The organism is Salipiger marinus, from assembly GCF_035481585.1.
In the GTDB taxonomy this organism is placed as follows: Bacteria; Pseudomonadota; Alphaproteobacteria; order Rhodobacterales; family Rhodobacteraceae; genus Salipiger; species Salipiger marinus.
The window spans coordinates 1-14,741 of the sequence record NZ_JAYKSL010000009.1 but is presented as its reverse complement, the minus strand read 5'-3'; the positions used below and the strand labels follow the sequence as shown (position 1 = coordinate 14,741).

Sequence of the window (14,741 nt, the reverse complement as noted above, 5' to 3'; positions counted from 1 at the left end):
GGGATATTTGGAGCCAATGGAAGACCTGAGCCGCGCTTCATGTTTCCATTGGCCCCAAATATCCCGGGGGTCCGGGGGCAGCGCCCCCGCCCTTGGCTCAGGACGGCAGAACCTCCGCCAGCACACGCTCGAGCCGCGCCACCGTGCCGTCCACGTCGCGCAGCTTGTCGAGCCCGAAGAGGCCGAGCCGGAAGGTGCAGAACTCCGGGCCCTCGTCGCATTGCAGCGGCACGCCTGCCGCGATCTGCGCACCACCGGAGACAAAAGCGCGGCCGGACTGGATTTCGGGGTCGGTGGTGTAGCTCACCACCACCCCCGGCGCGCCGAAGCCTTCGGCAGCGACCGAGGTCACGCCGCGCGCGGCCAGCAGCGCGCGCACCCGGCGCCCCAGTTCCCATTGCGCTTCCTTGGCCTCCGGAAAGCCGAAGGCGCGGGTTTCCGCCATGGCGTCGCGGAACATCCGCAGCCCGTCGGTGGGCAGGGTCGCGTGATAGGCATGGCCGCCCATCTCGTAGGCGGCCATGATCTGCCGCCATTTCTTCAGATCCAGCGCGAAGCTGTCGGACTGCGTCGTTTCCAGCCGCGCCAGCGCCCGCTCCGACAGCATCACCAGCCCGGCGCAGGGCGTGGCGCTCCAGCCTTTCTGCGGGGCAGAGATCAGCACATCCACCCCGGTCTGCGCCATATCGACCCAGACGCAGCCCGAGGCGATGCAGTCCAGCACCATCAGCGCGCCGACCTCATGCGCGGCCTCGGCCAGTGCGGCGATATAGTCATCGGGCAGGATCACCCCGGCAGAGGTTTCCACATGCGGCGCGAACACCACCTGCGGCGCCTCGGCGCGGATGCGCGCCACCACTTCCTCGATGGGGGCGGGGGCGAAGGGCGCCTGCAGCCCGTTGCCGCTGGGGCGGGCCTTCATCACCGTCACCTCGGCGGCGAGATCCCCGGCCTCGAGGATCTGGCTCCAGCGGAAGGAGAACCAGCCGTTGCGCACTACCAGCACCTTCGCGCCGCGCGCGAACTGCCGGGCCACCGCCTCCATGCCGACGCTGCCGCCCCCCGGCACCAGCGCCACCGCCTCTGCGCCATAGACCTCGCGCAGCCCGGCGGAGATGTCGCGCATCACCTCCTGAAAGGCTGCCGACATGTGGTTCAGCGAGCGGTCGGTGAAGACCACGGAAAATTCGTCCAGCCCCTCGGGGTCGACATCCTTGCGCAGCGCCATGGCGTTCTCCTTGTGCTGAGGGCCGGTTCCTGCCAGCCCCGATGCTGATGGCACAGGGGTATCCGCTCCGGCGGGCGGGTGCAAAGCCTCCAATTGTCTCAGCCCGATTGTCTCAGCCCAGCGGGCCGGGGCGGCGTTCCTCGCTCAGCATCACGTTCGCCTCCACATGGCCGACCCCGGGCAGGGTCATGATCCGGCGCCGCAGCACCCGTTCGAAATCCGGCAGGTCGCGCGCCACCACCCGCAGCCGGTAATCGAAGGCGCCCAGCACATGCTCGACGATCTGCACTTCGGGGATGGCGCTGACCGCGCGTTCAAAATCCTCAAGGCTGACGCGGCCCTTGGTGGCGAGCCGGATGCCCAGAAACACCGTCACGCCGAAGCCCAGCCGTTCCAGATCCAGATCAAGCCGCGCCCGCCGGAACACCCCCGCCGCGCGCAGCCGCTGGATCCGCCGCCAGCAGGCGGGCTGCGACAGGCCAAAGCGGCGCCCCAGCGCGCCAGCGCTCGCCCCCGCATCCTCGGCCAATGCCCGGATCAGCGCGCGGTCGGTCTCGTCCAGCGCCACGCTCACAGCGGCACCGTCTCGTCGGATTTCACCAGCGCCACATGCATCAGCGCCTCGATATCGGCGATATGCGGCAGGGTCAGCAGCCGGGAGCGGTAGACGGTCTGGTAATGGCCCAGATCGCGCGCGATCACCGCCAGCCGCACGTCGATGGATCCCAGAAAGGTCTGGATCTCGATCACCTCCGGCACCTCGCGCGCCGCCGCGATGAAGTCATCGAAGGCGCGCGGCGCGGTCTTGTCCAGCGTCACCCGCAGCGACACCTCCACCTCATAGCCCAGAGCGGGCCAGTGAATCACGCCGCGCGTGCCGCGCAGCACCCCCGCCTCGCGCATCAGCCCCAGTCGCCGGGCAAGGGTCGAGGGCGTGACCCCGGCCCGGTCGGCCAGATCCGCGCCGGGCAGATCCGGGGCCGCCTGATACTGGCGCAGGATGCGCCGGTCCGTGTCATCCAGCATGATTTTTCCGTCTTTCATCACAATGGCGAATGAAATCGCAGCAATCAGGGAAATCCGCAAGAAGAACGCAATCGATCTCGCGCCGCGCTGGCTATGGTGCCCGCCACAACACCGGAAGGAGAGACCCATGCGCGTTTATTATGACCGCGATTGCGACATCAACCTGATCAAGGACAAGAAAGTGGCGATCCTTGGCTATGGCAGCCAGGGCCACGCCCATGCGCTGAACCTGCGCGATTCGGGCGCCCGCAACCTCGTGGTCGCGCTGCGCGAAGGCTCCGCCTCCGCCAAGAAGGCCGAAGCCGAAGGCCTGCAGGTCATGGGCATCGCCGAAGCCGCCGCTTGGTGCGACCTGATCATGTTCACCATGCCCGACGAACTTCAGGCCGAGACCTACAAGAAATACGTGCATGACAACCTGCGCGAAGGCGCGGCCATCGCGTTCGCCCATGGCCTGAACGTGCATTTCGGCCTGATCGAGCCGAAGCCCGGCGTCGACGTCATCATGATGGCGCCCAAGGGCCCCGGCCACACCGTGCGCGGCGAATACACCAAAGGCGGCGGCGTGCCCTGCCTTGTGGCCGTGAACAACGACGCCTCGGGCCGCGCGCTGGAAATCGGCCTGTCCTACTGCTCCGCCATCGGCGGCGGCCGGTCCGGCATCATCGAGACCAACTTCCGCGAAGAATGCGAAACCGACCTCTTCGGCGAACAGGCCGTGCTCTGCGGCGGTCTGGTGGAGCTGATCCGCATGGGCTTCGAGACGCTGGTCGAAGCCGGCTACGCGCCCGAAATGGCCTATTTCGAGTGCCTGCACGAAGTGAAGCTGATCGTGGACCTGATCTACGAAGGCGGCATCGCCAACATGAACTACTCGATCTCGAACACTGCGGAATACGGCGAATACGTCTCCGGCCCGCGCATCCTGCCCTATGACGAAACCAAGGCCCGGATGAAAGCCGTTCTGACCGACATCCAGTCGGGCAAGTTCGTGCGGGACTTCATGCTGGAAAACGCCGTGGGCCAGCCGTCGTTCAAGGCCACCCGCCGCATCAACGACGAGCACCAGATCGAAGCGACCGGCGAAAAGCTGCGCGGCATGATGCCGTGGATCTCTGCCGGCAAGATGGTCGACAAGTCGAAGAACTGATCCGCCTGCTGCGGACAGACCAAAGGCGCGGGAATCCCCCGCGCCTTTTTCATGGGCCGCAGGCCCTGCGCCTCACTCGGGTTTGCGGGCCTCGGCTGCCGCCTTCATCCGCGCCAGCAGCTCTTCCTTGCTGGCCTTGCCGCCGCGCGCGTCCTTGCCCTCGGGCTTGTCGCCCGCCGGCTTGAAGCGCGGCGCATTCTTGGCGGGCTTGCCCGCCCCGGTCTTTCCATAATCCATCTGTCGCTCCTTCGCGCCCGAACCTGCGCTCTCCCCTGCCGCAATTGCGGGTCTGGGGCAAGCGGCAGCACGCGCGCGAGCCTATCACATCTCCGGCTTCTTCTTGGCGAAAATATCCTGGGGGTGAGGGCCGCCCGCGGCCCGAGGGGGCAAAGCCCCCTCAGACTGTAATTTGGGGGCAAAGCCCCCTCAAGCTGTTAATTCGCGGGCAAAGCCCCCTCAGACTTTGGTCCGGGGGCAAAGCCCCCGCGCCTCAGTCCCAGCAGCCGACCATCACCGTCATGGCGCGGGCCACGTCGGTCAGGTCTTCGGGGGCGATCACGCCCTCGCCCGCGCTTTCGCTGCCCCGGATCCCGGCGCTGCGCAGGAAGGCCAGCAGCGCCTCGGCATCGGTGGCAAAGGCCACCTCTTCGGGCAGCTGCCGCGCCGCATCGCCGCGCGGCATCAGCAGGCCCAGCACGGCGCCGCCCGCATCCAGCACCGGCCCGCCCGCATCCCCGGCGGAGGCGGACAGATCAAGCCGCGCCAGCCGCTCCTCGCCGCCGAGCCCCTGCGTTTCCGCCAGCGCGCCAAAGGTCAGCGTGGGCGCGCTCAGCACCCCGCCAAAAGGATATCCCGCCACCGCAACTTCGGAACGCAGCCGCGGCAGGCTGGCACGCAGCCGCGCCACGCCGCGCGGGGCCAGCGCCGCATCGGGGCGCAGCAGCGCCACGCCCAGTGCGTCATCCTGCTGGACCACCCGCGCCACATGGCCGCCATCCAGCGTGACGCGCCCGCAGCCCGCCACCGCCGCGGCAGAGGTCAGCACCGCGCCCTGCCCGTCCACGAAGAACCCCGCCGCCACGTCGCGCGGGCGCCGCACCGGCAGGCCCGAGACCAGATCCAGCGCCTGCCCGTCATCACTGACCTGCGCCGGATCAAGCACGCCGGACAGCCGCTCGAAGCTCGCCTGCATCCGGCCAAGGATCCGGGCGCGGCGCTCCTCGTCGCCTGCGGGCCAGACCAGCGTCCAGCCCTTGATCTGGCCGTCCTGCAGACCAACCTCGGTATGGCTGGTGATGCGGCTGTTGGCGCCGGTCAGCACGAAGCCGTCATTGCGCCGCGACCGCTCGCCGGTCAGCGGCACGATCTCCAGCGTCTGCATGATCTCGTACAGGCCCCAAAGCGTGTCGCGGTCGCCCGGCTCGCTGATCAGCAGCACCTGCGCGCCCTCGACGCCGCCGGACCCAAAGATCACGAAGGGCGACTCGACCCGGTCGCGCGCCACGGCGCCCATGGGCAGGTCGATGGCGATGCCCGCGCGGTCGTCGCGCACCGGCGTCATCTCCATGCCCTCCAGCACGGCGTTGTACTGCCCCAGCAGCCGCTCACGCTGGCGCGTTGTCAGCACGCCCGTCACCTCCAGCCCGTTTTCGCGCTGCCAGTCGGCCATGGCGGCCCGGGTGCCCTGCCCGAAGGCGCCATCGATGGCCGCCGCGTAATGCCCCGACCATTCCAGCGCCACCTGCAGCATCCGGCGGTCTTCGCCGGTCAGGCCCGCCTCGCTGCGGCGGGCCTCGGCGGGGGTTTCGGGATCAAACAGCGGATCTGCCTCTGCTGCCACAGGCGCCTCTGCCGCCTCAGGCGCCTCGGGCAGCGCCGCGGTCTCGCCCAGCGGGGCGGAGGTGACCGGCACCTGCGTCACGCTCTGTGCCACCGGCGCCTCGGTGTCAGAGGTGCCGGAGGACGACCCGAGGCCCGCCCCCACCGGCCAGAACTGCCGCCCGTATTCGCTCTCTCCGGCAAGGTAGGAATCGCCCGGCACCCGGCCCTGCTGGCGCAGGCCGCGCAGCAGATCCGCCGCCTCGGACGGCTCATAGGGGCCAAGCGCGATGCCATACCAGCCGCCGCCAAGGACAAACCCGTTCACATCCGACAGCGCCGAGGCATAGCCCCGCAGGCTGGTTTCGGCTTCGCTCAGGCTCGGCTGCGCCTCGATCTGGATATAGACGCGCGCGCGCTCCTGCGCGGCAGCCCCCTGCGCCAGCACCAATGCCAGCACACCTGCCTTCAGAATGGATCGTAACATACCAGGACTTGCCCCTCAGGCCTCGAATTTCTTTGTTTTGTTCACCGATCTGTTTACCAGACCGACCCGGGGCGTCACCTCAAAAAAGGGTCAGACGGGCGCATTGACCCTTGACGCGCAGCCGCTTAAGCAGACAGCCGACCGCAAGACGGGAGCCCCGGACATGACCCAGACCGCCAAGCCGCGCAGTTTTCAGGAAATCCTCCTGCGACTTCAGACCTATTGGGCGGGCAAAGGCTGCGCCGTGCTGCAGCCCTATGACATGGAGGTGGGCGCGGGCACCTTTCACCCCGCCACCACGCTGCGGGCGCTGGGGTCGCGCGCATGGGCTGCCGCCTATGTGCAGCCCTCGCGCCGCCCCACCGACGGGCGCTATGGCGAAAACCCCAACCGCTTGCAGCATTACTACCAGTTTCAGGTGCTGATCAAACCAAGCCCGCCGGATCTGCAGGCGCTCTATCTGGGCTCGCTGGAGGCCATCGGCATCGACCTTGCCCTGCATGACGTGCGCTTTGTCGAGGATGACTGGGAAAGCCCGACGCTGGGCGCATGGGGGCTTGGCTGGGAGGTCTGGTGCGACGGCATGGAAGTGTCGCAGTTCACCTATTTCCAGCAGGTCGGCGGGCATGACTGCACGCCGGTCTCGGGCGAGCTGACCTATGGTCTGGAACGGCTGGCGATGTATGTGCTGGGCGTGGATCACGTCATGGACATGCCCTTCAACGACCCGCAGTCGCCCATCGCGCTGCGCTATGGCGACGTGTTCCGCCAGACCGAACAGGAATATTCGCGCTGGAATTTCGATCAGGCCGACACCGCGATGCTGCTGGCGCATTTCGAGGATGCCGAGGCCGAATGCGCCCGCATCCTTGACGCGCCCGCCACCGATCCCAAGACCGGGCGCCGCATCGTCATGGCGCATCCCGCCTATGACCAGTGCATCAAGGCCAGCCACCTGTTCAACCTGCTCGACGCGCGCGGCGTGATCTCCGTCACCGAACGGCAGGCCTATATCGGGCGGGTGCGGGCGCTGGCCAAACGCTGCGCCGATGCCTTCGTCACCACCGAAGCGGGCGGCTGGACCGCCGATGCCGCGGACATGCCCGCATGACCGGCAAGATCCTCGGGCTTGGCATCCTTGGCGCGGCGCTGATCTTTGGCGCCGTGGTCTGGTATGCGCAGGTCTATTACTATTACGTCGACATCCCCGCCGAAGAGGCGCAGGTGGCGCTGACACCGCTGGACGGGGGCGCGCCCGAACCCATCGCCACCACCGGGTTTGACGGCATCGACGCCTCCTCCTCGCCGATCCGCTACCGCGCCTGTTTCGACACCGACCTGACGCTGGCCGAGCTTGACGCGCGCTATGAGGGTTACGAGGGCGCCGCCCCCCGCAACGCGCCGTTCTGGTTCACCTGTTTCGACAGCGACAGCATCGGCGAACAGATCGCCGACGGGCGCGCCCGCGTCTTCACCGGGCAGCGCAACATCGAATTCGGCATCGACCGCGTGGTGGCCATCACCGAAGATGGCCGCGGCTATGTCTGGGAAGAAGTCAACGACTGCGGCGACAAGGCCTATGACGGCACCCCGCTGGGCGAGGACTGCCCCCCGCGCGACTGACCCTGCAAACGCTGGACCTCCGCCCTCTGCGGCGGTATCCCGGCCAACGACCTCTGATCTGGTGACCCCATGCCCGACCTGCTGATCGAACTCTTCTCCGAGGAAATCCCCGCCCGCATGCAGCGGCGCGCCGCCGAGGATCTGAAGGCGCTGGTGACGGACGGTCTGGTGGAGGCCGGTCTGACCTATGCCGGGGCCGCCGCCTTTTCCACGCCGCGCCGCCTGACGCTGGCCATCGAGGGGCTGCTGGCCGCCTCCCCCGCCACGCGCGAGGAACGCCGGGGCCCCAAGGCCGACGCGGCGGAAAAGGCCATCGAGGGCTTCCTGCGCGGCGCCGGTGTCACCCGCGAGCAATGCGAGATCCGCGAGGACAAGAAGGGCGCCGTGCTGTTCGCGCTGATCGAAAAGCCCGGCCGCCCCGCGCCCGAGATCGTGGCCGAGGTGCTGGAGCGGGTGATCCGCAGCTTCCCTTGGCCCAAATCCATGCGCTGGGGTGCTGGATCGCTGCGCTGGGTTCGTCCGCTGCACCGCATCCTCTGCGTGCTGACCACCGAAGCGGGCGCCGAGGTGGTGCCGCTGACCGTGGACGGCATCGAGGCGGGCAATGTCACCGAAGGCCACCGCTTCATGGGCGGCGCGCCCTTCACCGTCAGCAGCTTCGAGGATTACGAGGCCAAGCTGAAACGCGCCTTCGTGATCCTGAACCCCGAGGAACGCGCCGAGGCGATCTGGCATGACGCCACCAACCGCGCCTTCGCCTCCGGGCTGGAGGTGGTCGAGGATCGTGGCCTGCTGGCCGAGGTGGCGGGGCTGGTGGAATGGCCCGTGGTGCTGATGGGAGAGATTGGCGCCGATTTCCTGCACCTGCCGCCCGAGGTGCTGCAGACCTCGATGAAAGAGCATCAGAAGTTCTTTTCGGTGAAGAACCCCGCCACCGGGCGGATCGAACGTTTCGTCACCGTGGCCAATATCGAAACCGCCGATCACGGCGCCACCATCCTTGCCGGCAACCGCAAGGTGCTGGCGGCGCGGCTGTCGGATGCGCGGTTCTTCTGGGACAACGACCTGCGCGTGGCGCGCGGGCCGGGGCTGGCCGCATGGACCGACCGGCTGGACAACGTGACCTTCCACAACAAGCTTGGCAGCCAGAAGGCGCGGATCGACCGCATCGCGGCGCTGGCGCGCGAGATCGCCCCCATGGTCGGCGCCGATGCCGATCTGGCAGAGACGGCGGCACGGGTCGCCAAGGCGGATCTCTCCTCCGAGATGGTCTATGAATTCCCCGAACTGCAGGGGCTGATGGGCCGCTACTATGCCGAAGCCGCAGGCCTGCCGACCGAGGTCGCCGCCGCCGCACAGGAGCATTACTCGCCGCTTGGCCCCTCCGACAGCGTGCCCACCGCCCCCGTTTCCGTCGCCGTGGCGCTGGCCGACAAGCTCGACACGCTCACCGGCTTCTGGGCCATCGACGAAAAGCCCACCGGCTCCAAAGACCCCTACGCCCTCCGCCGCGCCGCCCTTGGCGTGATCCGGCTGGTGCTGGCGAACGGGCTGCGACTGCCTCTGGATGGCGCGCTGAGAAACTCGATATATCCCAGCATGATTGCCCGCGATTGGCACGCCGCTTTGGGCGAAAGCAACGCACTGCTTGGCCTGTCTGGTTTCGCCTATTTCGCCGAAAGCAAGAACCAGGAAGACTATTCGCCTGAGATTGCGCAGAAGGCCCAAGACCTCCTCGCCTTCTTCCACGACCGGCTCAAGGTCCATCTGAAGGACGAAGGCATCCGCCATGACGTGATCGACGCCTGCCTTGCCATGCCGGGCAGCGATGATCTGGCGCTGGTGGTGGCGCGGGCGCGGGCGCTGCAGGGCTTCATGGGCTCCGAGGATGGCACCAACCTCGTGCAGGGCTTCAAGCGGGCCAATAACATCCTCACTCAGGCCGAGGAGAAGGACGGGGTCGAATACAGCTTCGGCGCCGATCTCAAGTTCACCGAGACCGAGGAAGAGCGCGCGCTGTTCGCCGCCCTCGACGCCGCAGAGGCGCGGATCGCCCCTGCCATGGCCGCCGAGGATTTTGCCGCCGCCATGTCCGCCATGGCCAGCCTGCGCGCGCCGATCGATGCGTTTTTCACGGCGGTGCAGGTCAATGCCGACAACCAGATCGTGCGGCGCAACCGGCTGAACCTGCTGGCCCGGATCCGCAAGATCTGCCTGCAGGTGGCCGATCTGACCCGGCTGGAAGGCTGAGGCCGCAGGGCCCCTTGCCTTTGTGAGCGTTAACGCCACCTTGACCGCGCAAAGGTGATATTGCGCGGACCCTTTTCCGGGTTATGCTGCACTGCGGAAGAACAGGGGGCACCCATGCCCGATACGCACCGACCCGACATGCTGGCGGATGACCCGCATGTGACGCTCATCACCCCCTCGGCGCCGATCTCGACGCCGACCCATGGCGGGCGGGCAAAATGCCTGCAGCGGCTGGTGCGGCTTGACCTGCCGGTGCCGCGCACTGTCGCGCTCAGCTTTCAGACGGTGCACCGCATCGCCAAGGGCCAGATGCCCGACGTGGCCGCGATCCTGCATCAGTTCCGCCCGGGCGCCCTGCTCTGCGTGCGGCCCTCGTCGGAGGATCCGGACTGGGGCGGGCCGGGTTCGGTGCTGAACATCGGCATGAACGACGCGGCCTTTGTCGAATTTTCCGACCGGATCGGCGCCGATGCCGCCTCCGCGCTCTATATGCGCTTCGTCATGGGCTATGCGATCCATGTGGCGCGACTTGATCCGGACGTGTTCGACGACATCGCCACCACCGGGCAGCAGGGCCTGTCCGACGCGCTGCGCGCCTATGAGGAAGAGGCCGAGGAGCCGTTTCCGCAGGATCCCGCCCGGCAGCTGGCCGAGGTGCTGCGCACCATGGCCCGCGCATGGGAAGGCACCACCGCGCGGCTGCTGCGTCAGGCCAAGGGCGCGCCGGTCGATGCCGGGCTGGGGCTGGTGGTGCAGGAAATGGCGCTGGGTCTGGGTCAGGGCGAATGCGGATCGGGCGTGCTGCAGCTGGTGGATTCCGAAACCGGCCTGCCGCAGATCACCGGGCGCTATCTGAGCCAGAGTCAGGGGCGCGAGGCGCTGAAACACGGCCAGTCGCTGTATCTGGAGCGGGATCCGCGCGGCCCCTCGATGGAAGAACTGGCGCCCGAGGCGTTCGAGCAGCTGAAAGCCCATGCCCGGCTGACGCGGCAGCGCCTGCGCGCCGAAATGCAGATCGAATTCACGCTGGAAAACGGGCGCCTGCACATTCTGGACGGGGTGCGGGTGAAACGCACCTCGCGCGCGGCGCTGCGCATCGCGGTGCAACTGGCCGAGGATGGCGTGATCTCGCGGCAGGAGGCGGTGATGCGGGTCGAACCGCGTGGCCTGTCGGAACTGCTGCACCGCCAGATCGCGCCGGACGCGCAGCGCGACGTGATCGGGCGCGGGGTCGCCGCCTCCCCCGGGGCTGCCACTGGCAAGATCGTGTTCTCCTCCTCCGAGGCGCAGGCGGCGGCGGCGCGGGGCGAACCGTGCATTCTGGTGCGCCGCGAAACCTCGCCCGAGGATGTGCGCGGCATGCATGCCGCCGCCGCCGTGCTGACCGAACGCGGCGGCGTCACCAGCCACGCGGCGGTGATCGGGCGCGGGCTGGGCCTGCCCTGCGTGGTGGGGGCGGCGCGCATGGGCTTTCGCCTGTCGGACCGGGTGCTGCTGTCCGAGGACGGGCGGCGCTTTCGCGAGGGCGACATCCTGACCGTCGACGGCACCTCGGGGCAGGTGCTGGCAGGCGCCCCGCAGATGGTGGAGGCGGCGCTGGACGACGCCTTCCAGACGCTGATGTCCTGGGCCGATGCCGAGCGCGACATCGGCATCCGCGCCAATGCCGACACCCCCGCCGATGCCGCCACCGCCCGGAATTTTGCGGCGCAGGGCATCGGGCTCTGCCGCACCGAACACATGTTCTTCGAGGCGGAGCGCATCACCCCCATGCGCGAGATGATCTTCGCCGACAGCCCCGAGGACCGGAAAACCGCGCTGGCACGGCTGCTGCCGATGCAGCGCGCCGATTTCACCGAACTGTTCCGCATCATGGAAGGCATGCCGGTCTGCATCCGGCTGTTCGATCCGCCGCTGCATGAATTCCTGCCCACCGACCGCGCCGGGCTGCGCGATCTGGCCGAAGCGCTGGATCTGCCCGTCTCCGACGTGACACGGCGGGTGGAAAGCATGGGCGAATACAACCCCATGCTGGGCATGCGCGGCGTCCGGCTGGGCATCGCCATCCCCGAGATTTACGACATGCAGGCCCGCGCCATCTTCGAGGCGACGCTGGATGCCTCCAAGGACGGCGCGCCCGTGGTGCCGGAGATCATGCTGCCGCTGGTCTCGGCCATGCGCGAGGTGGAACTGGTGCGCACCCGCATCGACGCCGTGGCGGCAGCGGTGCGCAACGAGCGCGGGCGGGAATTCGAATATTCGCTGGGGGTGATGGTGGAAACGCCCCGCGCCTGCCTGCGCGCCGACGAGATCGCGCAGCACGCGCATTTCATGTCCTTCGGCACCAATGACCTGACGCAGATGACCTATGGCCTGTCCCGCGACGATGCCGGGCGGTTCATGTCGCATTACGTGCAGCAGGGCGTCTTTCCCGAAGATCCGTTCCACCGGCTGGATGCCGATGGTGTCGGAGAGCTGATCCGCATCGGGGTCGAACGCGGGCGGCGCGGCAATGGCGGCATCATGCTGTCCATCTGCGGCGAGCATGGCGGCGATCCCGAATCGATCGCCTTCTGCCGAGAGGCGGGAATCGACTATGTCAGCTGCTCGCCGTTCCGGGTGCCGGTCGCCCGGCTGGCTGCGGCGCAGCTGGCGATCCGGGACAAGCTTGGCACAACCTGACGCTGAGTAGCGGCGTGAATCCGCCGATTCTGGCTGTATTTGGCCTGTTGTGCGCCCATGCACCGTTTGCCTTCGGGTGGACGGGATGACGACAGTTTTGTAAAAGCGCCCGAGATTTTGGCAGTTCACGGCTGCCAACCCCCACATGCGAGAGACCCGAGAATGCTACGAGCTATTGCCGCAGCCTTGGCGGTGTTTTGTGCCGCCACCCCCCCGGCTTTTGCCGAACGCCCTCAGGCCAGCATTGGCCGCCTGCTGCAGCTGGAACAGCGCAGCCTTGCCTCCCGCTCTGACCAGATGCAGCGGCTTGTCACCCCGGCTTCCGCCGCCAACGGACGCGGCCTGTCCTATGATGCCGGCTGGCTGGCCAGCCAGCCCCGCGCCAGCGGCGGCCCGCAGCTGCACTGTCTGGCGGAGGCGCTGTATTTCGAAGCGCGCGGCGAGACGCTGAAAGGCCAGTTCGCGGTGGCCGAAGTCATCATGAACCGCGTCGACAGCCCGCGCTTTCCCTCCACCGTCTGCGCCGTGGTCAAGCAGGGCACCGGGCGCAAACATGCCTGCCAGTTCAGCTATACCTGCGACGGCCAACCTGAGCAGATCCACGAACCCGCCGCGTGGGAACGGGTTTCCAAGGTGGCGCAGGCGGTGCTGTCCGGCGCGCCGCGCGCCCTGACCAAAGGCGCCACCTTCTACCACACCACCGCCGTCCGGCCGAGCTGGTCGCGCGCCTTTACCCGGACCGCCGAAATCGGCGAGCATCTGTTCTACCGCGCCGCCGTGCGCGTCAGCAGCAACTAGGCGCCGCTTTTGCGGGCAAAGGTGCCGCGGGCGGTCTCGCCCCGGCCTCTGCGGGCTGCTAGAAGGCCGCAAAGCCCAGCCCCGGAGCCGCCCATGGCCGATGAAATCCGCCTTGCCTTTGCCCATCCTGCGGAACGCGCCATCGCCACCGCGGACGAGGCCCCCCGCGACCGCATCTCGCTGCGCGACCATGTGGTCGAGGTCGAGATCGGCGCGTTTCAGGCCGAACGCGGCCATACCCAGCGCGTGCGCTTCAACATCGTGGTGGAGGTGCGGTCTGGCACCGGCCCGCTGGAAGACGATGTCGACCGCATCCTGTCCTATGACAAGGTGACCGAAGCCATCGCGCTGGAACTGGCCGCCGAACGGGTCAACCTGCTGGAAACGCTAGCCGAACGCATCGCCGAACGCATCCTGCTGGAACCGCAGGCCATGCGCGCCTTCGTGCGGATCGAAAAGCTGGACCGGGGCCCCGGCGCGCTGGGGGTGGAGATCGTGCGCGCCGCCCCCGAAGCGCGCCGCGCGGGCGAGGCGGCGGATGCCGCAAGGGCCCGTCCGCATCCGCGCGTGGTCTACCTGTCCAATGCCGCGATCGACGATGCCGCCCTCCCGCGCTGGATCGACGAGGCCAAGGCCGATGGCGCGCCGCTGGTGCTCTGCGTCGACCTGCCCGACGGGCCGCGCCCGCAGGCCGGACACCCGCTGGCGCAGCGCCGCGTCGATCTGCTGGCCATCGAACAGAACGGCTGGCGGCTCGCGGCGCGCGATCCCCGCGCCAAGGTGGTGGCCACCCGCACCGAACTGGACTGGGCGATGCGCAACGGCCAGATCAGCCTCTGGGCGCCGTCCAAGATCGTGCTCGACACACCGCAGGGCAGCCGCGCCCATCCCGAGGCGCCGCTGGATCTGGCGGCGTGGTTCGCGGGCCTGATGGAGGCGCGCGAACTGGTGGTGATCGGCGAAACCCTGCCCGCCGACGCGCCGGTGCCCGCTCGCGCTGTAACAGTCGGAAACACCGCACCCTAGGCGCCCCCGCCCCCCGCTTGCCAAGCGGCGCGCGCTGCGGCACAGCACGGCCATGACCAAACGCTACCGCCCGCTTGTCCGCAGCGACGCCCCCCGCCCCGAGGACGCCCAGCCTCTGGCCGCAGGGCCGCGCTGGTTCACCCATTGCGCCCTGCACCAGCCCGGCCAGCCGCCGCAGCGCGTGCCCGCCCGCGACCTGCCGCCCGAGGTGCTGGCCCGGCTCACCGCGCCGCGCCCGGCGCTGGCGGGGCTCAGCCTTGATGCGCCACGGATCATGGGCATCCTCAACGTCACCCCCGACAGCTTTTCCGATGGCGGGCTTGATGCCTCCGCCGCCGAGGCCGCGGCCCGCGGCCGCGCGCTTCTGGCCGCGGGCGCCGATCTACTGGATATCGGCGCCGAAAGCACCCGCCCCGGCGCCGCCGAAGTGCCGCAGGCCGAAGAACTGGCCCGCCTGCTGCCGGTGCTGGAGGCGCTGCCCGGCGCACCCGTCTCGGTCGACACCCGCAAGGCCGCCGTGGCCCGCGCCGCCGCCCGCGCGGGCGCCGCGCTGATCAACGATGTCTCGGGCCTGTGCTTCGACCCCGACATGGCGCGCAGCGTGGCGGAACTGGGCCTGCCCGTCTGCATCATGCACAGCCGCGGCACGCCCG

General features: G+C 68.6%; 13 protein-coding genes. 8 read left to right on the top strand and 5 right to left on the bottom strand.

Annotated features, from left to right (window positions below; translation table 11 throughout):
* Nucleotides 1–97: 97 nt before the first annotated feature.
* The 3 genes from VK682_RS13175 to VK682_RS13165 form a co-directional block, all read right to left on the bottom strand.
* Nucleotides 98–1,228, bottom strand: coding sequence for an aminotransferase class V-fold PLP-dependent enzyme (locus VK682_RS13175; RefSeq protein WP_324782045.1), 1,131 nt, complete (start codon nt 1,226–1,228; stop codon nt 98–100).
* A 112-nt stretch (nt 1,229–1,340) separates the two neighbouring features.
* A complete protein-coding gene (locus VK682_RS13170) occupies nt 1,341–1,802 on the bottom strand; it encodes an Lrp/AsnC family transcriptional regulator (RefSeq protein WP_165616800.1) in 462 nt (153 codons plus the stop codon).
* Nucleotides 1,799–2,254: an Lrp/AsnC family transcriptional regulator gene (locus VK682_RS13165; RefSeq protein WP_089846627.1), complete on the bottom strand. Its 456-nt coding sequence runs from the start codon at nt 2,252–2,254 to the stop codon at nt 1,799–1,801. Before VK682_RS13165 ends, VK682_RS13170 begins: the two co-directional genes overlap by 4 nt.
* 127 nt (nt 2,255–2,381) lie before the next feature.
* On the opposite strand from VK682_RS13165, the gene ilvC reads away from it, so the two are divergent.
* A complete protein-coding gene (gene ilvC / locus VK682_RS13160) occupies nt 2,382–3,404 on the top strand; it encodes a ketol-acid reductoisomerase (RefSeq protein ID WP_089846625.1) in 1,023 nt (340 codons plus the stop codon).
* A 72-nt stretch (nt 3,405–3,476) separates the two neighbouring features.
* On the opposite strand, the gene VK682_RS13155 is transcribed toward ilvC, so the two are convergent.
* Nucleotides 3,477–3,641, bottom strand: a complete 165-nt coding sequence (locus VK682_RS13155; protein WP_230795277.1) for a hypothetical protein — start codon at nt 3,639–3,641, stop codon at nt 3,477–3,479.
* 253 nt (nt 3,642–3,894) lie between these two features.
* Nucleotides 3,895–5,709, bottom strand: a complete 1,815-nt coding sequence (locus tag VK682_RS13150; RefSeq protein ID WP_230795278.1) for a serine protease — start codon at nt 5,707–5,709, stop codon at nt 3,895–3,897.
* A gap of 163 nt (nt 5,710–5,872) precedes the next feature.
* On the opposite strand from VK682_RS13150, the gene VK682_RS13145 reads away from it, so the two are divergent.
* The 7 genes from VK682_RS13145 to VK682_RS13115 form a co-directional block, all read left to right on the top strand.
* Nucleotides 5,873–6,820: a glycine--tRNA ligase subunit alpha gene (locus tag VK682_RS13145; protein ID WP_089846620.1), complete on the top strand. Its 948-nt coding sequence runs from the start codon at nt 5,873–5,875 to the stop codon at nt 6,818–6,820.
* Entirely contained in the window at nt 6,817–7,332 is a 516-nt protein-coding gene (locus VK682_RS13140; RefSeq protein ID WP_230795280.1) for a DUF6446 family protein, read from the top strand. Before VK682_RS13145 ends, VK682_RS13140 begins: the two co-directional genes overlap by 4 nt.
* Nucleotides 7,333–7,401: 69 nt before the next feature.
* Nucleotides 7,402–9,582 carry a glycine--tRNA ligase subunit beta gene (gene glyS / locus VK682_RS13135; RefSeq protein WP_230795281.1) on the top strand — a complete coding sequence of 727 codons (2,181 nt, stop codon included), beginning with the start codon at nt 7,402–7,404 and terminating at the stop codon, nt 9,580–9,582.
* A 114-nt stretch (nt 9,583–9,696) separates the two neighbouring features.
* A complete protein-coding gene (locus tag VK682_RS13130; RefSeq protein ID WP_230795282.1) occupies nt 9,697–12,264 on the top strand; it encodes a putative PEP-binding protein in 2,568 nt (855 codons plus the stop codon).
* A gap of 162 nt (nt 12,265–12,426) precedes the next feature.
* A complete protein-coding gene (locus tag VK682_RS13125; RefSeq protein WP_230795284.1) occupies nt 12,427–13,062 on the top strand; it encodes a cell wall hydrolase in 636 nt (211 codons plus the stop codon).
* Between the two features lie 93 nt (nt 13,063–13,155).
* Complete coding sequence (locus VK682_RS13120; protein WP_230795285.1) at nt 13,156–14,088, top strand: dihydroneopterin aldolase; 933 nt, start codon at nt 13,156–13,158, stop codon at nt 14,086–14,088.
* A gap of 52 nt (nt 14,089–14,140) precedes the next feature.
* The coding region (locus tag VK682_RS13115; RefSeq protein ID WP_324782044.1) for a dihydropteroate synthase at nt 14,141–14,741 on the top strand (601 nt) is incomplete at its 3' end.

What these genes read in the sequence shown, in the direction of transcription:
- VK682_RS13150 (WP_230795278.1), bottom strand. Translation starts at nt 5,709, where the DNA reads ATGTTACGATCCATTCTGAAGGCAGGTGTGCTGGCATTGGTGCTGGCG.
- VK682_RS13130 (WP_230795282.1), top strand. Translation starts at nt 9,697, where the DNA reads ATGCCCGATACGCACCGACCCGACATGCTGGCGGATGACCCGCATGTG.
- VK682_RS13175 (WP_324782045.1), bottom strand. Translation starts at nt 1,228, where the DNA reads ATGGCGCTGCGCAAGGATGTCGACCCCGAGGGGCTGGACGAATTTTCC.
- glyS (WP_230795281.1), top strand. Translation starts at nt 7,402, where the DNA reads ATGCCCGACCTGCTGATCGAACTCTTCTCCGAGGAAATCCCCGCCCGC.
- VK682_RS13140 (WP_230795280.1), top strand. Translation starts at nt 6,817, where the DNA reads ATGACCGGCAAGATCCTCGGGCTTGGCATCCTTGGCGCGGCGCTGATC.
- ilvC (WP_089846625.1), top strand. Translation starts at nt 2,382, where the DNA reads ATGCGCGTTTATTATGACCGCGATTGCGACATCAACCTGATCAAGGAC.
- VK682_RS13145 (WP_089846620.1), top strand. Translation starts at nt 5,873, where the DNA reads ATGACCCAGACCGCCAAGCCGCGCAGTTTTCAGGAAATCCTCCTGCGA.
- VK682_RS13155 (WP_230795277.1), bottom strand. Translation starts at nt 3,641, where the DNA reads ATGGATTATGGAAAGACCGGGGCGGGCAAGCCCGCCAAGAATGCGCCG.
- VK682_RS13165 (WP_089846627.1), bottom strand. Translation starts at nt 2,254, where the DNA reads ATGCTGGATGACACGGACCGGCGCATCCTGCGCCAGTATCAGGCGGCC.
- VK682_RS13125 (WP_230795284.1), top strand. Translation starts at nt 12,427, where the DNA reads ATGCTACGAGCTATTGCCGCAGCCTTGGCGGTGTTTTGTGCCGCCACC.
- VK682_RS13120 (WP_230795285.1), top strand. Translation starts at nt 13,156, where the DNA reads ATGGCCGATGAAATCCGCCTTGCCTTTGCCCATCCTGCGGAACGCGCC.